Annotated in this window: 23 protein-coding genes; 10 read left to right on the top strand and 13 right to left on the bottom strand. The window is 52.7% G+C overall.

The genetic code is table 11. The features are described from left to right. Positions 1 to 2: 2 nt before the first annotated feature. From infA to trxB, 4 genes are all read right to left on the bottom strand, one after another. Positions 3 to 221 carry a translation initiation factor IF-1 gene (gene infA / locus ADINL_RS12660; protein WP_036548442.1) on the bottom strand — a complete coding sequence of 73 codons (219 nt, stop codon included), beginning with the start codon at positions 219 to 221 and terminating at the stop codon, positions 3 to 5. Between the two features lie 81 nt (positions 222 to 302). After that, on the bottom strand, positions 303 to 1,025 hold the full coding sequence (locus ADINL_RS12665; protein WP_036548444.1) for an arginyltransferase: 723 nt from the start codon (positions 1,023 to 1,025) through the stop codon (positions 303 to 305). Next, a complete protein-coding gene (gene aat, locus ADINL_RS12670) occupies positions 1,022 to 1,738 on the bottom strand; it encodes a leucyl/phenylalanyl-tRNA--protein transferase (RefSeq protein ID WP_036548448.1) in 717 nt (238 codons plus the stop codon). Before aat ends, ADINL_RS12665 begins: the two co-directional genes overlap by 4 nt. A gap of 10 nt (positions 1,739 to 1,748) precedes the next feature. Next, positions 1,749 to 2,705 carry a thioredoxin-disulfide reductase gene (gene trxB / locus ADINL_RS12675; protein WP_036548450.1) on the bottom strand — a complete coding sequence of 319 codons (957 nt, stop codon included), beginning with the start codon at positions 2,703 to 2,705 and terminating at the stop codon, positions 1,749 to 1,751. A gap of 173 nt (positions 2,706 to 2,878) precedes the next feature. Here trxB and ADINL_RS12680 point away from each other — a divergent pair, with 173 nt between their 5' ends. From ADINL_RS12680 to glpD, 8 genes are all read left to right on the top strand, one after another. Continuing rightward, positions 2,879 to 5,392 (top strand): DNA translocase FtsK, encoded by a 2,514-nt coding sequence (locus tag ADINL_RS12680; protein WP_420835599.1) that lies wholly within the window; start codon positions 2,879 to 2,881, stop codon positions 5,390 to 5,392. Positions 5,393 to 5,405: 13 nt separating this feature from the next. After that, positions 5,406 to 6,029 carry an outer membrane lipoprotein periplasmic chaperone LolA gene (lolA, locus tag ADINL_RS12685; protein ID WP_036548451.1) on the top strand — a complete coding sequence of 208 codons (624 nt, stop codon included), beginning with the start codon at positions 5,406 to 5,408 and terminating at the stop codon, positions 6,027 to 6,029. Further along, positions 6,029 to 7,384, top strand: coding sequence for a replication-associated recombination protein A (locus ADINL_RS12690; protein ID WP_036548454.1), 1,356 nt, complete (start codon positions 6,029 to 6,031; stop codon positions 7,382 to 7,384). The genes lolA and ADINL_RS12690 overlap by 1 nt, the downstream gene beginning before the upstream one ends. Next, positions 7,381 to 7,755, top strand: a complete 375-nt coding sequence (crcB, locus tag ADINL_RS12695; RefSeq protein WP_051632793.1) for a fluoride efflux transporter CrcB — start codon at positions 7,381 to 7,383, stop codon at positions 7,753 to 7,755. The genes ADINL_RS12690 and crcB overlap by 4 nt, the downstream gene beginning before the upstream one ends. Positions 7,756 to 7,791: 36 nt before the next feature. Next, positions 7,792 to 9,066, top strand: a complete 1,275-nt coding sequence (serS, locus tag ADINL_RS12700) for a serine--tRNA ligase (protein ID WP_036548458.1) — start codon at positions 7,792 to 7,794, stop codon at positions 9,064 to 9,066. A 12-nt stretch (positions 9,067 to 9,078) separates the two neighbouring features. After that, on the top strand, positions 9,079 to 10,296 hold the full coding sequence (locus ADINL_RS12705) for a UbiH/UbiF/VisC/COQ6 family ubiquinone biosynthesis hydroxylase (RefSeq protein WP_036548461.1): 1,218 nt from the start codon (positions 9,079 to 9,081) through the stop codon (positions 10,294 to 10,296). A gap of 58 nt (positions 10,297 to 10,354) precedes the next feature. Further along, positions 10,355 to 11,116: a DeoR/GlpR family transcriptional regulator gene (locus ADINL_RS12710; protein WP_036548464.1), complete on the top strand. Its 762-nt coding sequence runs from the start codon at positions 10,355 to 10,357 to the stop codon at positions 11,114 to 11,116. A gap of 136 nt (positions 11,117 to 11,252) precedes the next feature. After that, the gene (gene glpD, locus ADINL_RS12715; RefSeq protein ID WP_036548466.1) at positions 11,253 to 12,770 is read left to right on the top strand and encodes a glycerol-3-phosphate dehydrogenase; all 1,518 of its coding nucleotides are present in this window, start codon (positions 11,253 to 11,255) and stop codon (positions 12,768 to 12,770) included. Here the strand turns inward: glpD and ADINL_RS12720 are convergent. From ADINL_RS12720 to ADINL_RS12755, 8 genes are all read right to left on the bottom strand, one after another. Beyond that, positions 12,759 to 13,478: a glycerophosphoryl diester phosphodiesterase gene (locus ADINL_RS12720; RefSeq protein WP_036548469.1), complete on the bottom strand. Its 720-nt coding sequence runs from the start codon at positions 13,476 to 13,478 to the stop codon at positions 12,759 to 12,761. The two genes, glpD and ADINL_RS12720, sit on opposite strands and share 12 nt — an antisense overlap. 3 nt (positions 13,479 to 13,481) lie before the next feature. Continuing rightward, positions 13,482 to 14,315 carry an ABC transporter permease gene (locus ADINL_RS12725; protein WP_036548471.1) on the bottom strand — a complete coding sequence of 278 codons (834 nt, stop codon included), beginning with the start codon at positions 14,313 to 14,315 and terminating at the stop codon, positions 13,482 to 13,484. Further along, entirely contained in the window at positions 14,312 to 15,199 is an 888-nt protein-coding gene (locus ADINL_RS12730; protein WP_036548474.1) for an ABC transporter permease, read from the bottom strand. Before ADINL_RS12730 ends, ADINL_RS12725 begins: the two co-directional genes overlap by 4 nt. Next, positions 15,192 to 16,277, bottom strand: a complete 1,086-nt coding sequence (locus ADINL_RS12735) for an ABC transporter ATP-binding protein (RefSeq protein WP_036548476.1) — start codon at positions 16,275 to 16,277, stop codon at positions 15,192 to 15,194. Before ADINL_RS12735 ends, ADINL_RS12730 begins: the two co-directional genes overlap by 8 nt. Positions 16,278 to 16,347: 70 nt before the next feature. Further along, positions 16,348 to 17,460 (bottom strand): substrate-binding domain-containing protein, encoded by a 1,113-nt coding sequence (locus ADINL_RS12740; protein ID WP_036548478.1) that lies wholly within the window; start codon positions 17,458 to 17,460, stop codon positions 16,348 to 16,350. Positions 17,461 to 17,578: 118 nt separating this feature from the next. Continuing rightward, positions 17,579 to 18,898 carry an MATE family efflux transporter gene (locus tag ADINL_RS12745; protein ID WP_036548480.1) on the bottom strand — a complete coding sequence of 440 codons (1,320 nt, stop codon included), beginning with the start codon at positions 18,896 to 18,898 and terminating at the stop codon, positions 17,579 to 17,581. Positions 18,899 to 19,032: 134 nt separating this feature from the next. Further along, positions 19,033 to 19,731, bottom strand: coding sequence for a phasin family protein (locus ADINL_RS12750; RefSeq protein ID WP_051632794.1), 699 nt, complete (start codon positions 19,729 to 19,731; stop codon positions 19,033 to 19,035). Positions 19,732 to 19,840: 109 nt separating this feature from the next. Further along, the gene (locus tag ADINL_RS12755; RefSeq protein ID WP_051632795.1) at positions 19,841 to 20,203 is read right to left on the bottom strand and encodes a phasin family protein; all 363 of its coding nucleotides are present in this window, start codon (positions 20,201 to 20,203) and stop codon (positions 19,841 to 19,843) included. Positions 20,204 to 20,445: 242 nt separating this feature from the next. Here ADINL_RS12755 and ADINL_RS12760 point away from each other — a divergent pair, with 242 nt between their 5' ends. Beyond that, positions 20,446 to 23,373: an insulinase family protein gene (locus ADINL_RS12760; RefSeq protein WP_036548483.1), complete on the top strand. Its 2,928-nt coding sequence runs from the start codon at positions 20,446 to 20,448 to the stop codon at positions 23,371 to 23,373. Positions 23,374 to 23,382: 9 nt separating this feature from the next. Then, entirely contained in the window at positions 23,383 to 24,231 is an 849-nt protein-coding gene (locus ADINL_RS12765; protein ID WP_036548485.1) for a DMT family transporter, read from the top strand. A gap of 4 nt (positions 24,232 to 24,235) precedes the next feature. On the opposite strand, the gene ADINL_RS12770 is transcribed toward ADINL_RS12765, so the two are convergent. Further along, positions 24,236 to 24,880 (bottom strand): thiopurine S-methyltransferase, encoded by a 645-nt coding sequence (locus ADINL_RS12770; protein ID WP_036548488.1) that lies wholly within the window; start codon positions 24,878 to 24,880, stop codon positions 24,236 to 24,238. Positions 24,881 to 24,889 lie beyond the last annotated feature (9 nt).

Below are 24,889 nucleotides of genomic sequence, written 5' to 3' on the forward strand. Positions count from 1 at the left end.
TTTCAGCGTGCGCGATAAGTGATACGGCCTTTACTCAGGTCGTAAGGCGTGAGTTCTACTTTGACCTTGTCGCCGGTCAGAATACGGATGTAGTGCTTGCGCATTTTGCCGGAAATATGTGCCGTAACGATGTGGCCATTTTCAAGTTCAACGCGGAACATGGTGTTGGGAAGCGTGTCAATCACGGTTCCTTCCATTTCAAATGAATCTTCTTTCGCCATTCAGTGATTACCTCTGAGACTGGTTGATTAAAACCCTGTCCGGTTTCAAAGGCGCAAATTCTACCTGAAAAAGTGAATGAATCAAAATGATTCTTGTCGAAAATGGGTCCAGTGTCCGTCTATCAACATTTCCAATGGGCGAAATGCGGTCTTGTAGCGCATTTTTCGGCAGGCTTTTACCCAGTAACCCAGATAGAGATAATCCATTCCGCGACGTTTTGCTTCGGCGATTTGCCACAGGATGGCATAGCTGCCGAGACTTCGATTTGGCAGGCTCGGATCATAAAAGGTGTAGAGTGCCGACATGGCCCGGTTCAGGTGGTCGGTAACTGCTACGGCGACCAGTTGGTCATTGGCATCCCGGAATTCATAGAACCAGCTGTCCAGCGCACCCTCTACCAGGAACTGATGGAACTGCTCCGGTGTTGGCGGATACATATCACCGTCAGCATGGCGTTCATCGATGTAACGCTTATAAAGCGCAAAATATTCCTGTTTCATATCAGGTGCTTTGCGGATAATCTTCAGGTCAGAATTGCGATTTATCAGGCGCCGTTGAGATTTGCTGGGCTTGAAAAAATCCACTGGAATTCGAATGGATTGGCAGGCATGGCAGTGCTCGCAGTGTGGTCGATAGATATGACTGCCGCTGCGACGAAAGCCCAGTTCGGAAAGCTGGCTATAGGTGTCAGTCGTGATCAGCATCTGCGGATCAACAAACAGTGTTTTGGCCTGCAGGCCAGCCAGATAGCTGCAGTTATGTGAAGGCGTCACATAAAATCTCAGCGTCTGCATGTCACTCATATGCGTTTTCCTGCTACCTGTTGAGCATCCACCGTGAATTGCCACTCGGTCGGCTCGGGATCATCCAGATGCCGGGACAGTAATGCCACGAATTCCTTGCGTGGCATCATGCTGGCACCAAGGCTCTCTAAATGACTATTGTAGACCTGGCAGTCGATCAGATTAAACCGCCACTCTGCTAATTGTACGCATAAAAAGCTGAAAGCGATCTTTGAGGCATTATCACGACGACTGAACATGGACTCGCCAAAGAACAGTGAGCCAATGCCCAGTCCATACAGGCCGCCAATCAGTGTGTCGTCTTGCCAGACCTCCACCGAATGTGCTACTCCGAGCCGGTGCAGACGGATATAGGCGGTAATGATCTCGGAACTGATCCATGTGCCGCTTTGGTAGCTGCGAGGTGCCGCGCAGGCTTGCATCACCTGGCTGAAAGCCCGGTCAAAGGTGACCTGATAGTCGGAGTTTAGCAGCTGTTTTCGCAGGCTGCGGGAAATATGCAAATCCTGAGGGCGCATGACGCAGCGTGGGTCTGGGCTCCACCAAAGCACCGGCTCGCCCGGGTTGTACCAGGGGAAAATGCCTTGGCGATAGGCGCTGAGCAGTCGCTCCGGAGAGAGTCCGCCGCCGGCTGCAAGCAGACCATCTGGCTGGGCCAATGCCTGCTCCACAGGCGGGAAGGGCGTATTGGCATGGTCCAGCCAGGTAATCATCAGACAGGACTCAGCTTTTCAGGTCGTCCAGATAACGTTCTGCATCCAGTGCTGCCATGCAGCCAAAGCCTGCAGATGTAATTGCCTGGCGATAAATATGATCACACACATCGCCTGCTGCAAAAACGCCTTCAATACTGGTCATGGTGGCATTGCCTTCCAGTCCAGAGCGAATCGTCAGATAACCGTCACGCATATCCAGCTGACCGGCAAACAGGTCAGTGTTGGGCTTGTGTCCAATGGCTACAAAAACACCCTGCAGATCCAGATCCTGCGTTTCACCTGTCTGGGCATGCTTCACGCGCATGCCGGTAACGCCCATTTCATCCCCGAGGACTTCATCCAGCTGGTGATTCCAGAGCAGGCGGATGTTACCGTTTTCTGCACGTTCAAATAGCTTGTCCTGCAGGATTTTTTCGCTGCGCAGTGAGTCGCGACGGTGTACCAGTGTCACTTCAGCTGCAATGTTGGACAGGTAAAGCGCTTCCTCAACCGCTGTGTTACCGCCACCAATAACGGCAACCTTCTGATTGCGGTAGAAAAAGCCGTCACATGTAGCACAGGCACTGACGCCCTTGCCCTTGAAGGCTTCCTCTGATTCGAGGCCCAGATACTGTGCGGAAGCACCCGTAGCAATAATCAGTGCATCACAGGTGTATTCACCCATATCACCTGCCAGACGGAAGGGCTTTTGCTGCAACTCGGCAGTATGAATATGATCAAAAATCACTTGAGTGTTAAACCGCTCGGCATGAGCCTGCATGCGCTGCATCAGCTCCGGGCCCTGAACGCCATCAACATCACCGGGCCAGTTGTCCACTTCGGTGGTGGTTGTCAGCTGACCACCTGCCTGCATGCCGGTAATCACTACGGGGTTGAGGTTGGCACGTGCCGCATACACGGCTGCGGTATAACCGGCTGGGCCAGAACCCAGAATAATCAAGCGATGGTGTTGAGATGTACTCATGATGAAAAAATATCCTGTCGTATCGGCTCGTTCAATAGTTGATGATAATGATAAACAAATAGCGTGATAATAGTAACCTGTGACCACTCCTGTCTTGGGCCAGGTTTATGGCACAATAGGACGCTTAAATGTCAAAAGGGTTCCGGTCTTGATCGAGTTAAGGATTTTTAAAAGTGAGTGAGCAGGGTATGTCCCGTCCATTGCCTCTGGGTCAGCATCTGGCTCGTGTGTTCAAGGAAGCAGGTCTGATTGTCGTGATCGGGCTGGCGTTGTTTTTGTGCCTGGCTGTATGGAGTTATGATCCGGCTGATCCCGGCTGGTCACATGCCGGATATCAGCCGGGTGTCACTAATATGGCCGGTGTGGCAGGGGCCTGGCTGGCGGATTTGATGGTTTCCTTTACCGGGCTGGCCGCCTGGCTGGTACCGCTGTTGCTGATCTGGCCCGCACTGCGTTTCCTGTTGCGTCGACGGGTGGGCATGCTGGATGCTATTCCTTTTTTCATGTTGAGATTTACCGGCGCTCTGGTGTTGTTGATGGGGCTGACCATGCTCTGCTCCATACACCTGTCCAATGCGTCTTTTGGCTTCCCGTTTACAGCTGGTGGTTTGATAGGACATGCGCTGTCTGATCTCAGTATTGCTGTCTTCAGTGTGCCGGGAACGACGCTGCTGGCCTGGGTGATGGCACTGTTCGGCTTGACGCTGTTCATGGAGCTGTCCTGGCTGACAGTGGTCGAGTCCACCGGGCGCTTGCTGTTGAGCCTGCCTGAACGTATGGGGCGTATGCCCAGCGTGCAACTGCCAAAGATCTCTTTGCCCGAGCTGAAGCGTCCTGAGCGTAAACCGGCTCCGGAAGCGAAAACAGCTGCGCCGAGCAAAACCTCACCAACCAAAGAGCGACGCGAGCCACGGATTGACTCTATGGTCGCACGCGTGGTGCGCCCGGCAGTGGAAGTACCTGCCGAGCCGGATGCTGAGCCGTTGCTGGCCGAACCCCTGCTGACTGAACCCTTGTTTACTGAGTCTGTGCAAGCTGATGTGCCGGAAACCCTGACACCACATCAGGCAGAGCAGCGACGTCAGCTGAAAATTGTGCCTCTGTCGGAAACACATAAACCCTTGGAAGAGGTGGATAATACTCAGGAGCCGGTATCCGTCGTTGCACCCGTGAAAAAGCCGATGCAACTGCCGTCACTTGATTTGCTTGATGCACCCGAACTGCAGCAGGCCCAGGGTTACAGTGAAGAGCAACTGGAGCAGATGTCACGTCAGCTGGAAGAGAAGCTGAAAGATTTTGGTGTCATTGCTGAAGTGGTTGAGGTGAATCCGGGCCCGGTGATTACCCGTTTTGAGATCCAGCCAGCCCCAGGTGTTAAAGCCAGCAAAATCAGCAACCTGTCCAAGGATCTGGCGCGTTCAATGACAGTTTCCAGTGTCCGCGTAGTGGAAGTGATCGCGGGTAAATCGGTGGTGGGAATTGAAATACCGAACGAAACCCGCCAGATAGTGCACTTGAGTGAAGTGTTGAACTCGCGGCCTTTTGCTGAAGCCCGCTCCAAACTGACCCTGGCACTGGGTAACGATATTGCCGGTAATCCGGTGGTCACCAATCTGGCAAAAATGCCGCATTTGCTGGTTGCCGGTACAACCGGTTCGGGTAAGTCAGTCGGCGTCAATGCGATGCTGCTGAGCCTGCTGTTCAAGGCGACACCGGAAGAGGTTCGTCTGATTCTGGTTGACCCGAAAATGCTGGAATTATCCATCTATGAAGGCATTCCTCATCTACTGACGCCCGTTATTACGGATATGAAAGAGGCGGCGGGTGGCCTGCGTTGGTGTGTCGCTGAAATGGAGCGTCGCTACCGTCTGATGGCCAAAATGGGGGTGCGTAACATCGCCGGATACAACGACAAGGTGTTGCAGGCTGAAGCCGCTGGTCAGCCCCTCAAGGATCCGCTGTGGAAGGCTGAGGATTATGGTCTTCCGGCTGATGAGCCACCTCCTGATCTAACCACCTTGCCGTACATTGTGGTGGTGATCGATGAGTTTGCTGACATGATGATGATGGTCGGCAAGAAGGTGGAAGAGTTGATTGCGCGTATCGCACAGAAGGCACGTGCAGCCGGGATACACCTGATCCTGGCAACGCAGCGTCCGTCGGTGGATGTTATTACCGGTCTGATCAAGGCTAACGTGCCGACCCGGATAGCGTTCCAGGTGTCTTCGAAAATTGATTCGCGCACCATTCTGGATCAGTCTGGAGCCGAGAATCTGCTGGGTTATGGTGACATGCTCTACCTCCCGGCCGGAACCAGCATTCCCAACCGTGTACACGGTGCATTCGTCAGTGATGATGAAGTGCATCGTACCGTTGAAGCCTGGAAGCAGATGGGGCCACCGAACTATCTGGATGAGATTATGTCAGATGGCGGCGAAGAGAGCGGTGCGTTTGGCGGAGGTTCAGCTGGCATGTTCGATGATGAGCAGGACGAGCTGTATGACGAGGCCGTTGCCTTTGTCACCGAAAGCCGCAAGGCCTCTATCTCAGCCGTACAACGTAAACTGAAAATTGGCTATAACCGGGCGGCCCGCATGATTGAAACCATGGAGGCTGCAGGCGTGGTCTCCACCGCTGGCAGTAATGGTCAGCGTGATGTGTTGGCTCCGCCACCCCCAAGAGATTAATAAAGGAAACAGCATGCGTAAATTGTTAGCCACGTTATTGCTCAGCACCTCCCTCAGTGTGAACGCTCAGCCGCTTGATCAGCTGGCATCACTGCTGTCGGGTTATGATCGTTTCAAATCGGACTTTGAGCAGTTTGTCACCAATGAACGGGGTGAGCGTGGAGAGAGTTCAACCGGTCATTTTGCGATTGCCCGGCCTGACCGGTTTGTCTGGATTACCGAAACGCCTTTCCCGCAGGAAATTATTTCAGATGGTGAATATATCTGGATCTATGATCCGGATCTGGAGCAAGCCACGCGCAAGCCGGCAGATGAAAACACAGACAGCGCTCCAGCTCTGATCCTGAACGGACGCATTCATGAGCTGGATCGCCGCTATGAAGTCGCATTGTTGCAGCAGCAGGGCGATATGGTGGTATTTGAGCTTTTGCCCAAGCAATCCGGCGAAGCGATGTTCTCTCGGGTGCGTCTGCTGTTCAAAGACTCTGTGCTGTCGGAGTTGCTGCTGGATGATACCCTGGGGCAGCGTTCAATGATTCAGCTGAGTAATCAGGAGCTGAATCCTGAGCTGGCAGATGAGCTGTTCAGCTTTGATCCGCCAGACGATATTGATGTGATTCTGGACGCCAGCTTCTAATGACGGATCTGTTCTCGGCCACGGAAAACTCGGGTTATCAGCCACTGGCTGCGCGGATGCGTCCGCGCGAGCTGGACGAGTATGCAGGGCAAGGACACATCCTGGCACCGGGAAAACCCCTGCGCAAAGCGTTGGCGCAGGGGCAGATTCACTCCATGATTTTATGGGGGCCGCCGGGTGTGGGTAAAACCACTCTGGCGAGATTGATCGCGCATCACAGTGATGCGCACTTTATTACCCTGTCGGCTGTTCTGGCAGGTGTGAAGGATATTCGTCAGGCGGTGGATGAAGCCCGTCAGGTACGTGCACAGCGAAGCCGCAAGACCCTGCTGTTTGTCGATGAGGTACACCGATTTAACAAAGCCCAACAGGATGCCTTTTTGCCCTATGTGGAAGATGGCACTGTAGTATTTATCGGAGCCACGACTGAAAACCCCTCATTTGAACTCAACAACGCACTGCTTTCCCGGGCGCGAGTCTATCTGCTGCGTTCACTGGAAGCGGCGGATATCCGTGAGGTTATTGACCGGGCGCTGCATGATCGTGAACGGGGACTGGGGGATCGTACGCTGTTGTTTGATGACGGTGTGCTGGATCAACTGGTCCTGGCTGCTGATGGGGATGCTCGGCGGGCATTGAATCTGCTGGAACTGGCAACAGATCTGGCTGAACCCGACGGGGGGCATGAACGGGTCAGTGCCAGTGTGCTGGATGAGGTGATGCAATCCGGGGGGCGTCGTTTCGATAAGGGCGGTGACCTGTTTTACGATATGATCTCGGCGTTTCACAAATCCGTCAGGGGTTCGTCTCCGGATGGCGCCCTCTATTGGTACTGCCGCATGCTGGAAGGTGGCTGCGACCCGCTCTATGTGGCAAGGCGTCTGGTTGCAATTGCTTCTGAGGATATTGGCAACGCAGACCCGCGTGCCATGCAGGTTGCGATAGCCGCCTGGAATGCCTTTGAGCGTGTCGGGCCTGCGGAAGGGGAGCGGGCTATTGCTCAGGCTGCCGTTTATTGTGCCTGTGCGCCAAAAAGTAATGCGCTGTACCAGGCCTTTAACCAATGCCGGGCGGATGTACGACAAGATCCGGCCTATGAGGTCCCGGTGCATTTGCGCAACGCACCCACTGCGCTGATGAAGGCCCAGGGCTATGGTGACAGTTACCGTTATGCGCATAATGAACCGGATGCCTACGCGGCAGGTGAAGTGTATCTGCCTGAATCCATCGCAGACAGACATTATTATCAGCCGGTAGCGCGAGGGCTTGAGATCAAAATTGCTGAAAAGCTGAGGCTGCTAAAAGAGCGTGATAGCCAGAGCGCTCAGCAACGCTATAAGGATGATCATAAATGATGCACATTATCGCTGTTGCGTTGGGAGGAGCCGTGGGCTCCTTACTGCGATACTGGATTTCCGGCATGCTGAATACTTCCGATGCGCGTCTGCCGCTGGGTACTCTGAGTATTAATGTTATCGGCTCTCTGCTGATGGGTGTGGCTTTTGTTTTGATCATGGAAAAGGCCCGCATATCTCCTGAACTTCGCCCTCTATTAATGACCGGAATGCTGGGCGGCTTCACAACTTTTTCAACCTTTTCACTGGAAGCTGTGACATTGCTCAATGAAGGCCATACCGGTGCAGCGCTAATTTATGTATTATTGAGTGTTATGCTTTGTATCACAGCACTTTATCTGGGGCTGTGGTTCACGCGGTTGTTTTTTTAACTCGACAGATTCATTTGGTAACAGGAAGAGTTTTGCATGCTTGATCCAAAAATTGTTCGCGCTAATCCCCAAGAGATCGCTGCGCTGTTAAGCAAAAAGGGGTTTCAGTTCCCATTAGAGCGTTTTTTGGAACTGGAGGAGCAACGCCGTTCTGTCCAGGTGGAAACAGAGCAATTGCAGAATGAGCGCAATACGCGTTCAAAAAGTATTGGGCAGGCAAAAGCATCCGGTCAGGACATCGCACCTTTGCTGGCAGAAGTCGGACAGTTAGGTGAAAAGCTTGATCAGGCCAAATCATCGTTGCAGGGCATTCAGGATGCGCTGGATGATCTGTTGCTGGGTATTCCGAACCTGCCTGACGCATCTGTTCCCGAAGGCTCATCAGAAGATGATAATGTTGAAGTGCGCCGCTGGGGAACGCCGGCTGAGTTTGATTTCGACGTCAAAGATCATGTTGCGCTGGGTGAGCGCGAAGCCGCTTTAGACTTTGAAGCCGCTGCTCGCATTACCGGTTCACGCTTTGCCGTGATGAAAGGTGGACTGGCACGTCTGCACCGGGCGCTGGCTCAGTTCATGCTGAATACGCATATCACTGACCATGGTTATATGGAAGTGAATACTCCTTTCATGGTCAATGCCGATTCCCTCATGGGGACCGGACAACTGCCGAAATTTGAGGAAGACCTGTTCAAGCTTCCTTTTGGGGATCGCAGCTACTACCTGATTCCTACAGCGGAAGTACCACTGACTAACCTGGCCCGTGACCAGATTATCGATGCCAGTCAACTGCCCTTGAAAATGGTCGCACATACACCCTGCTTCCGCTCTGAAGCGGGTGCGTCAGGACGCGACACTCGCGGAATGATTCGTCAGCATCAATTTGAAAAAGTGGAGCTGGTACATCTGGTCGAACCCGGCCGCTCTATGGAAGCCCTTGAAGAACTGACAGGTCATGCTGAGCGTATTCTACAATTGCTGGAACTGCCTTACCGAGTGGTGTGCCTGTGTGGTGGCGATATGGGCTTTGGTGCCGCGAAAACCTATGACCTTGAAGTCTGGCTACCAGGGCAACAGAAATATCGCGAGATTTCTTCCTGCTCCAATATGACTGACTTCCAGGCGCGTCGTATGCTGGCCCGCTGGCGTAACCCGGAAACCGGCAAGCCTGAGCTGTTGCATACCCTGAATGGCTCCGGTCTGGCGGTGGGCAGAACGCTGGTGGCAGTGCTGGAAAATTACCAGCAGGCGGATGGCAGCATTCGCGTACCTGATGTGTTGCTACCCTACATGGGAGGCATCACCCACATCTAACGGGTGAACTGGATGAAAACAGATTACGATATTGTCATTGTCGGTGGTGGTATGGTGGGTTCGGCTATCGCCTGCGCGCTGGGCGGCAGCCGATACCGGGTTGCTGTCATTGAAGGCCAATACCCCGACGCATACGAAACCGGTCAGCCACATGATTTACGTGTATCCGCTCTGAGTGTGGCGTCCGAGACGCTGCTACGCAATATCGGTGCGTGGGACGGTGTACTGTCAAGGCGTGCCTGTCCTTACCGACGGATGAAAGTCTGGGAGTCTCATGAATCGGCAGCCACGCTGTTCGATTCAGAGCAGATAGGTGAGGCCTATCTCGGGCATATTGTAGAAAATCGCATCACTCAGTTGGCGCTGCTTGAAACCCTGAAGCAGCATGACAATATTGATCTGATCTGTCCTGCCAAAACCCTGAATATTGATTATTCACCCGGTTCCAGTCTGGTCCAGCTGGACGACGGTCGCGAGCTGTTGGCCCGATTACTGATTGGTGCTGACGGCGGTGAGTCTCGCGTTCGCCAGGCTGCCGGTATCGGTATCAGCAAGTGGGATTATGATCAGCAGGCACTGGTGGCTTCGGTCATCACCGATTACCCTCAGCAGGATATCACCTGGCAGCAGTTTACAGCCACCGGTCCGCTGGCTTTTCTGCCGTTAAACGGACCTCATGCATCACTGGTCTGGTATAACACGCCGGATGAAGTGAAACGTTTGTTGGCGCTTTCCGATGAAGCTTTCCTGCAGGCCTTGCATCAGCGTTTTCCTGCCTGTCTTGGCAAAATCAGCCAGTTGCTGGAGCGGGGCGCCTTTCCTCTACGACGTCAGCACGCACAGCGCTATATTGTCGAGGGTGTCGCCCTGGCAGGGGACTCGGCTCATATGATTCACCCCTTGGCAGGACAAGGGGTGAACATCGGCTTCATGGATGCGGCGATGCTGGCAGAAGTGCTGCTGCAGGCTGCATCAGAAAATCATGATGCCTTTTACAGCGAGGAAGTTCTGTCTCGTTATCAGCAGGCCCGGCGTTCTCAGAACCTGTTGATGATGCAGACCATGGATGCCTTTTATCGTGTGTTCAGTACCGAAAACCCGCCATTGAAACTGTTGCGTAATCTGGGCCTGGGTTTGGCGGAGCGTTTGCCGTTTGCAAAACCGCATGTTACGCGTTATGCGATGGGCCTGGAAGGTCCCGTGCCCCAGCTCGCCAGGCGTGATGGATAAAAACTGCTATGCTATTGATACAGAAGTGTGATCTAACCCACATAAGACAGCTGAACGGATGAGCCAGACATTACGCCAAGTCAGAATTCTTGAACAGATCAAACTCAAAGGCTATCAAAGTATTGATGAGCTGGTCGAGTTTCTGGGGGTGACCCCACAAACGATACGCCGGGATCTCAATCAGATGGCGCAGCGCGGCGAGCTGGAGCGTCATCACGGCGGTGCCGGTCCTGTTTCCAGTACTCGGAATGCCGAGTATCAGACCCGAAAGCTGAACTATTCCGAAGAGAAGCAGCGCATTGCTGCCTGTATTGCCAGCCATATACCTGATCAGGCATCCCTGTTTATCAATATTGGCACCACCAATGAGATTATTGCGCGGGCGCTACTGGAACGGAAAGGCCTGAAGGTGGTTACCAATAACCTGATGGTCGCTTCGATCTTGAGTGCTAAACCTGACTTTACTGTCATTATTGCCGGTGGCGAAGTGCGTCATCGTGATGGCGGTATTGTGGGGGAGGCGACGCGGGACTTCGTCAATCAATTCAAGCTCGACTACGGCATCATTGGCATCAGCGGTATCGATGAGGATGGCAGTCTGCTGGATTTTGATTATCAGGAAGTACGTATTGCTCAGGCGATTATCAGCAACTCCCGCTATGTCTATCTGGCGGCAGATCATTCCAAATTTGGACGCAGCGCCATGGTTCGACTGGGCAATCTCAGTCAATGTACGGCTTTGTTCACGGACCGTACGCCACCGCAAACCGTAATGGAATTACTGACTCGGGAAAAAATAAAACTTCATATAGCGCAGTAAAGAAAAAAAACGATACAAATCGAACATTATCTGCTTGCACCTTCATGCCCTGACAATCTATAGTTTGCACTAACGGAAACAGTTTCGTTTTTGTTCATTTTTGTTTCTTTTTTGTGACAAACCGGGTAGAGCGCTCATGGCTGAAACACTGTATGACATCATCATTATCGGTGGCGGGATTAATGGCGCTGGCATTGCCGCCGATGCTGCCGGAAGAGGCTTGTCGGTTGCGCTGCTGGAAGCAGAAGACCTGGCCAGTGGCACCTCTGCCTGGAGTTCCAAGCTGATTCATGGTGGCTTGCGCTATCTGGAATACTATGAGTTTCGACTGGTCAGGGAAGCGCTGGCAGAGCGCGAAGTGTTGCTGCGTATGGCTCCACACCTTGTCACCCCCCTGCGGTTTCGAATGCCGCATCATCAGGGACTGCGTCCGGCCTGGATGATACAGGCCGGACTGTTCCTCTATGATCACCTGAGTAAACGGGTCAGCTTGCCTGCATCCAGACGCTTTCGTTTTGGCCAGGATTCAGTTTTAAAGCCTGAGTATACCCAAGGGTTTGAGTACAGCGACTGCCGGGTCGACGATGCCCGTCTGGTGGTGATGAATGCCAAGCTGGCCCAGCGCAAGGGTGCAAGTATCCTGACGCGTCATCGGGTGATTGGTGCTGAACGCAAATCGGGGCTGTGGCATGTTCAGGTACACAACAATTCTGGAGATGAATTGCAGCTGCAGGGAAAGGCATTGATCAATGCTGCCGGGCCCTGGGTCAGGTCGGTACTGGATTCAGTCAAACAGAGCCAGACCCGTAAAGGTGTTCGATTGGTCAAGGGCAGTCATGTCGTTGTACCGCGCCTCCATGAAGGTCCTGAAGCTTATATTTTGCAGCACACAGATGGGCGTATCGTTTTTGTAATTCCCTATCTGAACACCTATTCACTGATCGGTACGACCGATGTTGACTACACGGGTGAACCTCGTGACGCCTGTATTGATGAGGATGAGATCGCTTATTTGCTGCAACTGGTGAACAGCTATTTTCAACGCCAGCTCAGTCCTGAAAATATTGTCTGGAGCTTTTCCGGTGTCCGTCCCTTAATGCAGGGCGAGCAGGCCGGGCAGGTGGCCGCCAAGGTGACCCGGGATTATCAGTTTGAACTGGAGCAGGATCAGGGCGAAGCTCCCTTGCTGTCGATTTTTGGTGGTAAGTTAACGACCTATCGCAAGCTGGCTGAGTCAGCTCTGGAAAAGCTGAAGCCCTTTTTACCGCAGATGGGCAAGCCCTGGACCGAGACCACTCAGTTGCCAGGTGGTGAGTCAATGGCCTCATTATCTGACTATATCCGCGAGCTTGGGCAGAAATATCCTTTTCTGTCGACTGCAGACCAGGAGCGGATTGCCTCAACCTATGGGCGCGAAGCTGAGCGCTGGTTGCAGTCTGCTACAAGTCTTGAGGATCTGGGGCCTGCGTTGGGCGCGCTGTATGCGCGGGAGATCGATTATCTGGTCGCAGAAGAATGGGCGCAAACGCTTGAGGATATTCTCTGGCGACGGACCAAAACGGGTATTGGCATGACAGATAGCGACCGGCAAGCGCTGGAGACATATCTCCAGCGCAACCAGAAGAGTTCAAGCCAACAGATTTCAGCCAAATAAGGTCGGGTTGTCAGTAAAAATACCATCAACGCCCATGTCAAACAGGCGCTGTGCTGTTGCCGGATGGTTAACCGTATAGACATACAGATCATAACCCGCCTGTTTCACCGCTTTAGCCTGTTCGGCGGTCAGCTGGCTATGATCCAGATGGATACTGACGGCCTGTAGCGACTCTGCAACCGACTGCCAGTTATCCGGTAAGGCCTCCCAAAGCTGACCCAACTGCCATTCAGGCTGATGCTGTCGTATCAGGCGCAGTATCTCCGTATCAAAGCTGGAGATGATCAGGCGATCAAACGCCTGCCAGTTACGTGCCAGTGAAGCCAGTGTTGGTTCCACAATCTGTTCGGCACTGAAGTGCTCATAGCGTTTGATTTCCAGGTTCAGTCCGAACTGCTGCGCGGCCAGAAATGCCAGCATCTCATCCAGCGTGGGGATGCGTTCTGCACTGTATTCCGCGGAAAAGTGGCTGCCGACATCCAGATCAGCGATATCTGCATAGCGCAGCGACTTGAGCTGTCCCTGCCCGTTACTGAGGCGTGATAACTCATCGTCATGAAACACGACCAGCGTTCCATCACCGACCAGATTGGCATCAATTTCTACCCAGTCAATGCCCAGTTGTTGAGTGAGGCGCATGGCCCCCAGGGTATTCTCAGGAGCCAGATGCGCACAGCCACGGTGCGCAATCAAACGGTTTGCAATCATGATTTACCTGCTTAATGGTTCAGACGCTGTTTCCGGATCAACTTGAGCTTGCCGTGCTTCATGTCGGCGCTTCAGCTCATATACTGCCGCAAACAGAATAGTGATCAGGATCAGAATCAGCCCCAATGCATTCACTGCGGGTGTCAGGCCTGTACGCACTTTGGACGCGATATAAATGGTCAGGGTGGTGTCATGCCCCTTCACAAACAGCGTGGTGTTGTAGTTTTCGAAGGACTGCAGAAAGGCAATCACCGCCGCAGACAGGATGGCAGGCATCAAGTAGGGCAGGAGTATACGACGAAACACCTGAAAGTGTGAGGCGCCAAGACTGAAGGCGGCATTCTCCAGTGTCCGGTCAAAGCGTTGCAGGCGTGCCAGTATCATCAGCATCACGTATGCAGCAATAAAGGTTGTCTGGGCAATGACTGTCAGAAAAATACCGCCACTGACACCCAGGCTGCGCCAAAAAATCAGCGTCGAGATACCAATAATCACGCCTGGTGTCAGCAATGGCGACAGCATCAGTCCATAAAGGAAGTTTTTGCCGTTACCACGGTAGGTGGAGAGAAACAGCGCGCAGGCCACACCGATCGGTACCGCAACCAGCAGTACTCCGGCGGCGATAATGGCACTGTTACCCAGCGCCTGCCACATGCCGGAATCATTCCACAACTCTTCAAACCACTTGAGTGTTGTTCCGCGCCAGGGCGAAATGGTCGGAAAACGGCTGTCATTAAAGGTTGCGGCTGACATGATAATCAGCGGTGTAAACAGGTAGAGAAAGAACAGGGTAATGTAGAAACGTATACCCCATTTCAGAAGGCTATGTGAACTCATCTGGCAATATCTCCCAGACCCACTTTGAACAGACGCATCATCAAAACAATAAAGCCGATACAGAGCAGTAGCAGAATAAAGGCATAGGCTGCACCCTGATTCCAGTCACCACCCTCGAAAAACCAGTTGTAAATGATTTGTGTAAACCAGCGGCTGCCTGGTGATCCCAGCAGTGCCGGAACAGCATAGCTGCCAGCGGAGAGCATAAATACCATGATGCAGCCGGTGGCAATACCGGGTTTGGCATGCGGGATGATGATACGATAATGCGTGCGTATCCAGCCGGAGCCAAGATTGCGCGCTGCTTTTATCTGATTGCTGTCGAGGCTTTCAATCGCGTTGTAGAGCGGGAAAATCATGAACAGAATATAGGCATAGACCATCCCGACAATGACTCCGCCGTCACCTGACAGGAAGCGAATCGGACGATCAATAAAGCCCAGACTCAGCAGTAATGCATTCAGTGGCCCACGATAAGACAGAATGATAAACCAGGAAAATGTACGCAGTATCTCATTGATCCAGAAAGGAATGATGAGCAGCAGGACGCATAACGCCGCTTGTCGGGGGGTGGCAACCTTGGCCAGGTAATACGCCAGAGGATAGCACACCACCAGGGTGCACAGGGTGACCAGAACACTGGACCAGATCGTCTTGAAGAAAATGCTCTGATGAATCGCGTTATTGGCCAGTGTGGCATAGTTTCTGAGGGTGTACTGGTCCTCAGGACCGCCTATCTGGCTGGGCGGCAGATTGGGTCTCAGTGAATAGTCTATCATCAGAATCTGCGGCAGAATGACCAGCATGACCAGCCACAGGAACATGAGTAAAAAGATGCCCAGGGAAACCCAGGGACCAAAGCGTTCAGAGAGTTGTTTAAACATCGCGCGCCCCTGACATGATCATGGCATCTTCGGCGGAAAAACCGAACATCACCTGGTTGCCGGTTGCCACATCACCCAGATTCATATCACTCAACAGCTGGATTCGCAGGCGACGCTGGCTGTTCAGAGGGGTTGCTTCCATCATTAGGTAAGCGCCCTCAAAGTTCAGTTCCTGGATCTGTGCTGTAAAACAGTTTTCAGTCATTGATGTACGACGAGTGAGTAGCTCAGGACGAATAAACAGCAGTGCCGTATCGCCGGGGCTTAATGTATCCAGCGTCTGTCCGGTTAACTGGCCGAGATCGCCACAGTCCAGAGTGGCCTGGGCCCCCTCGACACGCACAACGCGGCCCTCGATACGGTTGTTTTCGCCAACAAAAGACGCTGCAAAAGGCGTCGCGGGAGCGCGGTAGAGCGTCATGGGATCGGCAACCTGTTGCAGCTTGCCTGCCGACATAACGGCCACTCGATCTGACATGGTCAGGGCTTCACCCTGGTCGTGCGTAATGTAGATAAACGTGATACCGGTTTTACGCTGAATCTCCTTCAGCTCTGTGCGCATATGTTGGCGCAACTTCAGATCCAGTGCTGACAGCGGTTCATCCAGCAGCAGTACCCGTGGCTCAACCGCCAGCGCCCGTGCGATGGCGATACGTTGTTTTTGCCCACCCGAGAGGTCACTGATGCGTTTGTCCCGACACTCGGGCAGAGCAACCAGATTGAGCAGACGCTCAGAGACTTTACGACGTTCGGCTTTGCGGACACCACGAACCTCAAGACCAAACTCGATGTTCTCTGCGACTGTCATTAGCGGAAAGAGTGCTAAATTCTGAAAGATCATTGAGGTTGGCCGCTTGTTGGCAGGGACCCTGCGCATGTCCTGACCGCCGATGCGGACTGTTCCCTCAGTGGGATCAAGGAAGCCGCTGATAATATTCAGCAGGGTGGTTTTGCCACAGCCGGAAGGACCCAGAAAACTGAAAAACTCGCCCGATTCGATTTTCAAATCGGTTTGTTGAACGGCAACAAAGTTGTCGAATTGCATCATGACATGATCAAGATGAACACTACTATCCATAACGTCTCACATAGCATCGGTGAAGCATGGCCCTGGTATCAGGGCCATGCGAAGAGAGTTTCAATACAAATCAGGCAGACAGGTAGCGGTCCTGATATTCGTTGCGCAGAGCGACATACCAGGGTTCCTGAATCGGCCACCACCACAGATTCTTCAGATCCTCTTCAGTGTAAGAATCAATGAAGAACTGCTTGGTTTCTTCCGGCAGCAGGTCGGCAGCGCCTTTGGATGTGGAGTTGTAACCGGTTGCTTTGACGAACATGGCACCGGCTTCAGGGGTGTAATACCAGTTGATAAACTCGTACACCGCATCAACATTATTAGCATTTTTCGGGATAACAAAGCCTTCCATCCAGGCCATGGCACCCTCTTTGGGGGCCGCATAGGCCATAGGCTCACCTTCTTTAATCAGGTTGAAAGCCGTGCTGTCCCAGGTTTGTCCGATGATCGCGCCATTTGCCAGGAAGGCGCCCTGAGCTTCATTTTCAGTCGACCAGAACTGTGCAATCATATGCTTGTGCTCGGTGGCTACTTTCAGAATGACATCAAAGTTGGCACGCATGGCCTGCTCATTCTTGTAGGAGTCCAGTAGCGGGAAGGGCAGTTTGCCAGCTTTTTCGAGCCACAGACCAATACCCACCAAAGCTGAATGGCCGCGAACGGTGACGCCATCCGCATGCTCTGGAAGCCACAGATCACCATAACTGAGGTTGCTGCGGTCCACTTTGGCCAGCTCTTTGTTGTAGCAGATGGCTTCAGTACCCCAGTCGGAGGGGGCAAAGTAGCGTTTGCCATCTACAATACCGCCAACTTCAGAACCTTCAATAGCACTTTCCAGTGCGCCATCCCAGTTGATACGACTGGTATCCAGCGGCTGCACCAGGTCAAACTCAACATATCCCGGTACACGGTCAGCGGTTGGCATAATGATATCGAAGCCACTGCCATCGGTCGCACGCAGAGAGTTCATCAACTCATCATTGGTACCGTACGGGGTGAAGGTGGCATTAATACCGGTTTTGGCTTTGAAGTCTGCCAGCATTTCATCCGTGATATAGCCTGCCCAGGCATAAATCCGGAGTTCACGGCTGGAGGCCAGCGTACTGTTAATGAAAAATGGACTGACGGCAAGTGTTCCAGCCGCAGCGGCTCCTTTCAAAAATTGGCGACGTGAGACGGTCATGGCGTATTCCTGATGTTAGTTAAATTGGATGTTCATCAAGGGTAGACCATATTCCACTAAAGTGAAATATTTATGAAATTACGAAAATAAACGAAAAATAAACGCTCAACAAGAACTTTTAAGCAAGTTGACGAAACTGTCGCCAAAGCAAGTAGATTGCAAACGCGGACAGGCAAATATTGGATAAAGGGACAGCCAGCCAGACACCAGACTGCCCCAAAAGGGTTGGAAGAACCGCCAGAAAGGGAAGCTGTATCAGAAGATTGCCCATACTGACCAGGGTTGCAGGACGCCCCTTGCCCAGTGCCTGAAACCAACAGGAAACCAGCACCAGAAAGCCATCCAGAAACAATGCAAACAGATGCAGACGGATTGCCCAGCGTGTAATCTCAAGCAGTTCACTATCCTGCTGATTGAAAATGCCCGCAAAAAAGCCGGGCCAGATAAGCAGAGACACTGTAAACAGCAGGCCGCCACCCACGCCAATCTTGATCGCCAGATAAAAGGTCGCTTTGACCTGGCGAATCTTGCCTGCACCATAGTAGTAACTCACCAATGGCTGCATACCTCCCGCAATGCCTTCGGCAGTCAGGTAGTAAAACGCCATCAGATAGCCTGCTATGCTGTAGGCTGCCACTTCAAGACTGCTGCCATAACGAATCAACAGTATATTGTGCAGCACGACAGAAAAGCTGATGTACAGATACATCACCATACTGGAAAACCCGGTGCTGGTGACGCGATGGAGGGTGAACAGGCGCGGACGGAAATCTGTCAGCTTAAGCTTGTGTGGTTGCTTCTGTCGCAGCAATACAAATATACATATTCCGATCGACAGGCTTTCGCCGAGCAGTGTTGCCACTGCGGCTCCCATCAATCCCCAGCCCAGCCAGGCGATAAACAGAGCATCCAGGAGAATGTTGCTGCAGGCACCGACCAGAATAGCCAGCGTGGCCAGCCTTGGCGCTCCTATATTGCGCACCAGAAAAGGGAAAATAATACTGGCCAGGACAACCGGAGCTGCCAGTGTCATCCAGATCAGGTAGTCCTGGCTATGGCCCGCTGCGGCACCGCTGGCACCCTGGAATAGCAGGAAGTTTTCGATTTGGTAAAACAGTAGCCAGCCAATCGGGAGGCCAAACAGTACAGGCAAGATAATGCCCATACCCAGGAAGGCCCTGGCAGTGTCAGGCTCCTTTGCACCCAGAGAAAGCGACGCCTGTGCGCCACAGCCTATGCCGATCATCATGCCGACAGCCAACAATACGCCGATTAATGGCCAGGCCAGATTGATACCGGCAAGTCCATCAGCACCGATGTAGTGGCCAATAAAGATGCCATCAATTATCTGATAGGTACCACTGACCAGCAATGCCGCCAGAGAGGGGAGGGTGTAATGCCAAAAGGCTTTATGGAGAGGTGCCTGGTCCAACAACATACTATCGACTGCATCCGTTCATAGAGCGGCTGTTTTACCACTTTACAGATCCGGTCTAAAAGTAATATATCCTGGATATAAAAAAGGCGCCTTGTGTAATCACAAAGCGCCCTGGATGAAGCGAGGCCGGGTTATTACTCTTTGCTGGCAGCAGGCTTGCTTGCAGTAGCGGCCGGTGCTGGTGCAGCTGGTTTTGCAGCGGCAGCAGGTTTGGCTGCAGGTGCCGCCGCTTTACGAGCGGTAGCAGGCTTTGCTGCAGGCTTGGCAGCAGCGGGAGCTGGCTTGGCAGCAGCCGGTTTTGCCGCGGCTTTAGGCTTGTCTTTGGTGCCTGGCATCAGCTTGGACAGATCGAACTTGCTCAAATCGAAGGACTTGAACTCGTTCATAAAGGGCACATCACCCAGTTCAGACAGACTTTTTTCGACGATATCGCTCAGCTTGTCTTTGGCATCAGTCATGGCAGCCAGTTCTTTCTCTGCCACATCGGTAAACTTGGCGTCCAGCGTCTTCAGAAACTCAACCTGCAGTTTGATCGCTTCTTTCGGATCTTTGGCATCCACCAGTGACTTGAACTGAGACAGGCTGGCGTTGACAAAATCTGTCACATATTCAGCCTGAAGTGCCATCAGCTTCTCGGCCGTTTTGCGATTAATTTCAGCCATTTCCAAAGCGGGAGAAAACTTCTCTTTAACCGGTTCGAACTGCTCTTCAGCTTGTTTCATCAGGCTTTCAGACATTTCTTTTACCGGTTTCATCGCTTCGTTGAAGCTGTCAGTTACTGGTTTCATCGCTTCTTCAAAGCTTTTTTTCAGGTCTTTCATCGGGTCTGTCATGGTGTGATCCTCAAAACTATCCATTAAAATTGTGCAGTGCAGCATGGTGACTTTCTACAACAACGTAGAGCAGAAGTCAAATTTAGTGCTGCGCTGCACAAGGGCAGGTTCACTTTTTGGCGAATCCTTGCATCACTTTCTGTACTTCAGCCAGGTAATCCTTATCACCCAGCTCTTCCAGGGTTTTTTCCATCAACAGCGTCAACTGTGCTTTAGCTTCGCTCAGCGCTGAAATTTCCTGTTGAGCAATATCTGAAGCCTTGGCTTCAATTTCTTTCATATAGCGAATCTGTGCTTCGATCGCGGCTTTTGGATCTTTAACTTCGGTCAGGGCCTTCATCTGTGACAGACTGGAGCTGACAAAATCACTGACATACTGAGACTGCAAGCTGATCAGTTTTTCAGCGGTTTTCTTGTTGATCTCAGCCATATCCATCATTGGCTTCATTGAGTCTTTCATCTGATCGTACATGGGCATCACCTCTGGAGTTCATTATTGTGCGTTGCAGCATAAAAGGCTAATGTAGTTAGGCCTTTCCCGTATGTCAATGCTTTTAGATGCAGTGGAATCCCTCTCCACTCAACACATATTAGGCGCTTCAGGATTGTCACCTGCAGACAGAGCATTTCAGCGGCTGAAAAGGTACAATCCCTGAAGAAGTTAGCATACACCAGCTGCCTAAAAAATGATCAGTGTCAGGGTTATTATCAACTATGTCTGTAAATGTGAACCAGCCCCATCCCAGTTTCAAGTTTTTGCGTCGTCAATGGATTCAGTCTCTGGCTGTTGAAGTCAGTGAGTATGAGCACCTTCAGACGGGTGCACGTCATTACCATATTCAGGCAGACAATGACGAAAATGTATTTCTGGTAGCGCTACGTACCATGCCGGAAGATTCTACCGGTGTTGCACATATTCTGGAGCATACCGTGCTGTGTGGCAGTGAACGCTACCCGGTACGCGATCCGTTTTTCATGATGACGCGCCGCTCTCTGAATACCTTTATGAATGCATTCACCAGTAGTGACTGGACGGCTTATCCTTTTGCCAGCCAGAACCGCAAAGATTTTTTCAATTTGCTGGATGTCTATCTGGATGCCGTATTTTTTTCACGTCTGGACCCTCTGGACTTTGCCCAGGAGGGGCATCGGATCGAGTTTTCCGAGGCTGAAAATCCGGCTTCCCCGCTGGTCTATAAAGGGGTGGTCTACAACGAGATGAAAGGGGCTATGAGCTCACCTGTATCGACGCTGTGGCAAACACTGACACGCTATCTGTTTCCGCAAACGACCTATCATCATAACAGTGGCGGTGAACCATCCTGTATTCCGGACCTGAGCTATGACGCACTACTGGATTTCTATCGCAGTCATTACCATCCCAGTAATGCCGTGATCATGACATTTGGTAACCTGCTTGTTGAAGAGATTCAGGCGCGTATCGACAGTCAGGCGCTATCACGCTTCCAGCGCAGCGATCTGCAGCTTCAGGTTAAAGACGAAAAGCGCTATTTTGCACCGTTACGGGTGGAGGAAGCCTATGCCTTTGATCAGCCGGAAACGGCGGGCCACACCCATCATGTCATGGGATGGCTGCTACCCCATTCAATTGATACTGAAGCCTTGATGGAGGCTCATCTGCTCACACAGGTGTTGCTGGATAACTCCAGCTCACCACTGCGTGCAGCACTGGAGTCTTCGACACTGGGCAGCGCACCTTCACCCCTGTGCGGGCTTGAAGACTCCAATCGGGAAATGAGTTTCCTCTGTGGTATTGAAGGCAGTGAACCTGAACAGGCTGACGCTTTTGAGCAGCTGGTGCTGAGCACGCTGGAGAAAATTGCAGAGCAGGGTGTTGATCAGCGTATGGTTGAAGCGCAGCTGCATCAACTCGAACTGTCACAACGCGAAATTACCGGTGATGGTATGCCGTTTGGATTGCAGTTAATCCTTGCAGGACTGTCGGCAGGCATTCATCGTGGTGATCCCTTGCAAGCGCTGAATATTGATCCGGCGCTTGAGGCGCTGCGGGAGAAGGTCAAGTCTGCCGACTTTATTCCTCAGCTGATTCGTCGCTGGCTGTTGGATAATCCGCACCGGGTACGTGTCACGCTGCGCCCTGATCCGCAGCTGGGTGAGCGCCGTGATGCTGCCGAGACGGCAAGACTGGCTGCGCTTCATGCTCAATTGAGTGAAACAGATGCCCAAGCCATTATTGAACGTACACAAGCACTGGAAGCACGCCAGCTGCAAATTGATGATGACAGCATTTTACCCTGCGTGACGCTTGAAGATGTTCCGGTGGCATTGCAGTTCCCTCAGGCACAGCATTACCCGCAACTGTCAGCAGGGTCGCGCGGCTATGCTGCAGGCACTAACGGGCTTTCCTATCAGCAGATGATTGTCGAGCTTCCGGAATTAAGTGCTGCTGAACAGCAACTGTTGCCCCTGTACAGCTACTGCCTGACTGAGCTGGGATGTGGTGAGCGTGATTACCGTGAAAACCAGGCGTTTCAGAGTGAGATCAGCGGCAGCTTTTCGGCCAGTGTCAGTGTTCGCGGCGCACCAGATGATGCACAGTGTGTTAAAGGCTATCTGGTACTCTCGGGCAAGGCGTTGGCTACCAACCAGGAACGCCTCGCGGCATTGATGGCGGAGACTTTATCGAATGCGCGTTTTGATGAACAAAAACGTATTCGTGAAATCGTGGCGCAAATGCGTGCGCGTCGTGTGAACAGCATTACCGGCCGTGGCCATGCACTGGCCATGCAGGCAGCTGCGGCTGAGTTCAGTCCTGCTGCCAGGCTGGCTCATGCCACATCAGGACTCGAAGGTATTCGCCAGCTCAAGGCTCTGGATAAATCGCTTGCATCTGAAGCCGCTCTGGCCGAACTGTCAGCAAGCCTGCAGGCCTTGCACCACCGCTTGCAGGGTGCGCCTCGTCACTTTCTGTGGGTGGGCGAAGCCGAACATCAGGACGTCATGGCGCAGGTCTATGCTCAAGCCCAGGCCAGCTTGCCGGCTCTTCAGGATAATTTCAGCAGGCTGCAGCTTCCGGCAACACGCTCAGCCGTCAAGCAGGTTTGGCTGACGGATACGCAGGTTAACTTTTGTGCCATGGCATTCCCGACAGTGACATCACAACATCCCGATGCTGCCGCGTTGACGGTTCTGGGTGATTATTTGCGCAACGGTTACCTGCACCGTTCAATCCGCGAGCAGGGTGGTGCATACGGTGGCGGGGCATCCCAGGATAACGGTGACGCTGTTTTCCGCTTCTACTCCTATCGTGATCCGCGCCTTGAGGAAACACTAGAGGATTTCCTCGCTGCCAAGGACTGGTTGCTATCCGGTACCCCGGACCCTAAAAAGGTTGAGGAAGCCATACTGGGTGTTGTGAGCTCGATTGATAAGCCCGGCTCTCCGGCAGGTGAGGCGAAAAAGGATTATCATGCCGAGCTGTTTGGGCGTACTCAGGCGATGAGAGCGGATTTCCGGGCCCGGATACTGGCGGTGACCGGTGAAGATCTCCAGCGCGTTGCCAGGCAGTGGCTGAACCCGGAGCAGCAGAGTGTTGCGATCCTGTCCAATGCCAAGCTGTCGGCCGGTTTAGCGGATGACTACGTGCGTATCGACGTCTAAGGAGCGGGTGTGAAACCACTGACGCTGGGTGCGTTGCTGATTGTTTTGTCAGAAATTTGCCTGGTCGGCAGTGGTATGATTATCAGGCAGGTCAGTTCAGACCTGCCAACAGAAGTCATCGTCCTGATGCGCAACCTGCTGAGTCTGGTCTGGATGCTGCCATGGATTTTGCGTCGTGGACGACGTGAATTACCGACCCGGCGATTACATCTTCACTTTAGCCGCGCCCTGATTGGCGTTGCGGCGATGAGCTGCCTGTTCTATTCCTGGGCACATCTGCCTTTGGGGCAGGCCGCCATGCTGAAGCAAACAGCGCCGTTCTTCCTGCCACTGATCGCTCTGTGGTGGCTAAAGGAGCCAATCTCCAACCGCGTAAAAGTTGCCATACTGGTAGGTTTCATAGGGGTTGCGCTGATTCTGCAACCAGGCAAGGGGGTGTTGCATCTTGCGATTCTGGTAGGTTTGCTCGGTGCGATGCTGGGCGCCCTGGCGAAAGTGACCATTCGGTCGATGCGTGGTAGTGAGTCACCGCAAAAAATCGTGTTTTACTTTGCTTTTTTTGGCTCGCTGCTGGCAGCCATTCCCGCCTCGATTAATTGGGTGACGCCCAGTGCAGAGCATCTGATCTGGCTGTTTGGTCTGGCCGCTACGTCAACGCTGGCACAACTGCTGCTGACACGGGCCTATGGTTTGGCCCCGGCAGGTCAGCTGGGGCCTTTCACCTATGCATCGGTTATTTTTGCAACCCTGATGGGCTGGTGGATCTGGCAAGAAGCCGTGAATCTTCTTACCTTTGCCGGAATTGCAGTTGTATGCCTGGCAGCCGTCATCATGTTGAGAGGCAAGGCCGCCACCTGAGAGGTTAAGCCGCGGCGGTTCGTGTCAGGGTGTACACGACTTCGGTAGCGGGTTTCTTTTTCGCCCAGACGCCATCAAAGCGACCCTGTACCACTACATCAAACCAGGTGGAGAAAAGCTGCTGCACTTCACTCTCATTAACGCTGAATGGCGGGCCTTTCAGCATGCCGTCTTCATACTCCAGTGAAATTAGCAGGATATGTGCGCCTTCAGGCAACAGTGACGCCATATGACGCGCATAATCCTGGCGCATCTCGGGTGGCAGGGCGATCAGTGAGGCGCGATCATAAACGGCTTCAATCGGTGCGATATCTGCGGCGGTCAGCTTGAAGAAATCACCTGCCAGTATGCCTAACTGAGGCGCATCAAAGCGTATGAATCCACCCTGCGGCTGGCGACTATAATCCAGCCGGTTCTCATTGAAAAACTGCTCAATTGCCAGCTCGCTGAGTTCGATGCCTAATACTGCGTGCCCTTGTTCCCTCAGCCAGAGCATGTCCAGGCTCTTGCCGCAGAGTGGCACGAACACCGGTGCACCATCACGTATCCCCAGAGACTGCCAGTGGCTACTCAGATATTCATTGATCTGTTCCTGGTGAAAGCCGATTTGATTCAGCTCCCAGCGATCTTTCCAGAACTGATGTTCCATTTACAGTGA

This window comes from Nitrincola lacisaponensis, assembly GCF_000691225.1.
In the GTDB taxonomy this organism is placed as follows: Bacteria; Pseudomonadota; Gammaproteobacteria; order Pseudomonadales; family Balneatricaceae; genus Nitrincola; species Nitrincola lacisaponensis.